Here is a 2,626-nt window from a genome sequence, read left to right as displayed (position 1 = left end):
AATCTCAGTGCGAGCGATCGCGCTAATATTATCAATCGCCGGATTGCAAGTTTTCTAGCTCAATCGCAGTCGAATGGCGCGATTACCGTCCAAACTGACCCGCAGCGCGGGATTGCTACCCTCCAACGGAATAATCGGATTCTGATGACTGTCACCCAACAGGATGCCCAGGATTTTGGCGTAGGTGTCGAGGCATTGGCGCAGCAGTGGGCAACGGCACTCAATCGCGCATTTGACGAACCCCCACTGGCGATCGATGTCGGACAACGGCTATACGGTACAATCCGCCAGTTTCAGCGCGATAGTATCGATCGACTACCGAGCATTCTTGGCGCACTGCTGACTGTGTTGCTGACGATGTTTTTAGCTAGCAGCATCAAACGCATTACATTAGCCGCATCCGAGCGGTGGGAAATCGATTATAACTCTAGAACGTTAGTAAGTCGGGTAGTGTACAGCAGTATTTGGGTATTCGGCACGATCGTCGCGCTCGGAGTGTTGGGATTGAATTTTGCCACCCTAATTGGCACGTTAGGACTGACAAGTGTGGCAATTGGCTTTAGCTTGCGAGATATTCTGAGCAATTACTTCTCTGGCATTATTTTACTAGCCTCGCGACCATTTCGGGTGGGCGATCAGATTATCATTCAAGAATATGAAGGCACTGTAACTTATATTCAACTCCGTGCGACTACACTCATTACTTATGATGGACGCACGATTTCGATTCCCAATTTACAGGTCTTTACCGCTACTATTATCAATAATACGGCAGCGGATTTGCGTCGGAGTTCGTTGACGATCGGGATTGACTACGACACAGATATCGGAAGTGTAAAAGAGATTATCCAGCAAGCGGCAATGAGCGTCGAGAGTGTAGTCGCACAGCCGCCAGTAGAAATTCTCGTCAGAGAACTTGCTACCAATGATGTCAAATTAGAAGTCCGGTTTTGGGTAAGTTCGCAGCGGTTATCTTTTCTAGAATCAACTTCTCAAGTCGCGCAATCAATTAAGGAAGCAATGATAGCAGCAGGTATCGATCGACCTAATGAAGTCTACACAGTTCAGCTCCAAAATACGCCCAGCATCGGCGATGTTCGGTCAGAGCGGCTGCTGCAATCCGATGGCATAGCCTCTGCTGGACGCGAAAATCGGATTCCACCAACCTAAACTTATTGAAAATATTTGTCCCATTTCACTCTACTTTGTGCGAATTACCAGCAACACCTAATTATTTATTTGGGAGTTTATTATGACATCTTTGTCGATCGAGCGTCTGACCGAGCAACAATGGCACCAGCAAGCTGCTGACGATGCGGCAACCTATCTGAGCACGGATTTAGCAGCAGGTTTGTCAACAGCAGAAGTACCTAAACGTCAAGAGCGGTATGGGTTCAACGAACTCAAGGGCAAAGCCGGAACCAGTCCCATCGTTCGGTTTTTGATGGAATTCAATCAACCTTTAATTTATATTCTGTTGATTGCTGGAGTCGTGACGCTGTTGTTACAAGACTGGGTGGACGCGGGTGTAATTCTGGGTGTGATGTTGATTAATGCCACGATCGGCTTTGTCCAAGAATCGAAAGCTGAAAATGCGATCGCGGCTCTAGCCAAATCCGTTACCACTGAAGCCACGATCGTTCGAGATGGCCAAAAAATGCGGCTTAACTCCCGCGAACTGGTTCCTGGCGATCTGGTATTGCTGGCATCTGGCGATAAAGTACCTGCTGACTTACGGTTAGTGACGGTGCGAGATTTACAAGTGAGTGAATCTGCGCTGACAGGGGAATCCGTTCCCGTCCAAAAAGCAATCGCACCCCTAGCTGTTGAAACAGTTTTAGCCGATCGTCTCAACATGGCTTATGCCGGAAGTTTAGTTACAGTGGGGCAGGCGAAAGGCATTGTAGTAGCGATCGCCAACCAGACTGAAACTGGTCGAATCTCTCAACTAATGGAGCAAAGCACGGCACTAGAAACGCCACTGACTCGCAAGATCGAGCAATTTAGTAAGAGTCTGCTGTACGTCATTCTGGGGCTAGCAGCATTGATGTTTGCGGTAGTCATCGGCAAAGGCGGCAATTGGACGGAGGGGTTTAAAGCCGCAGTTGCGCTATCTGTTAGTGCCATTCCCGAAGGACTGCCTGCTGTAGTCACTGTAACGCTGGCGTTGGGAGTGAAGCGGATGGCACAACAACACGCGATCGTCCGCAAACTGCCAGCGGTCGAAACCCTCGGTAGTACTACCGTCATTTGCTCGGATAAAACAGGTACGCTCACCGAAAATCAGATGACCGTCCAAGCGATCTATGCGGGGGGGAGTCACTATACTGTCTCTGGAGTGGGTTATGGTGACGAAGGTACGATCTGTCAAAATGAACAACCCGTGGAACTCGATTCTCTTTCAGAGAGGCTACGCCAACGAGCTTTGGCGTTACGAGAGTGTTTACAGTGCGGCTTATTGTGCAACGACTCTCACATCCAAACGCAAGATGGGCAATTATCTGTAGCAGGCGATCCCACTGAGGGGGCACTGATTGTCTCGGCCCAAAAAGCTGGGTTGGCACTGAAATCTCTAGAGCAGGAGCAACCGCGACTGGATACGATTCCGTTTGAATCGCAGTTTCAA

Annotated in this window: 2 protein-coding genes; both read left to right on the top strand. The window is 49.1% G+C overall.

Features of this window, described 5'->3' with window-relative positions:
- Nucleotides 1-1,170 (top strand): mechanosensitive ion channel family protein (locus tag ACEW9I_RS09890; protein WP_373540177.1); only part of this gene is annotated, 1,170 nt, incomplete at its 5' end.
- Nucleotides 1,171-1,252: 82 nt separating this feature from the next.
- On the top strand, nucleotides 1,253-2,626 hold a 1,374-nt coding region (locus tag ACEW9I_RS09885; RefSeq protein WP_373540176.1), incomplete at its 3' end, for a cation-translocating P-type ATPase.

Origin of the sequence: Chamaesiphon sp., from assembly GCF_041738855.1 — a bacterium.
In the GTDB taxonomy this organism is placed as follows: Bacteria; Cyanobacteriota; Cyanobacteriia; order Cyanobacteriales; family Chamaesiphonaceae; genus Chamaesiphon.
Note: the sequence above shows the minus strand (reverse complement) of the source record. Positions and strands in the feature narration are given on the sequence as shown.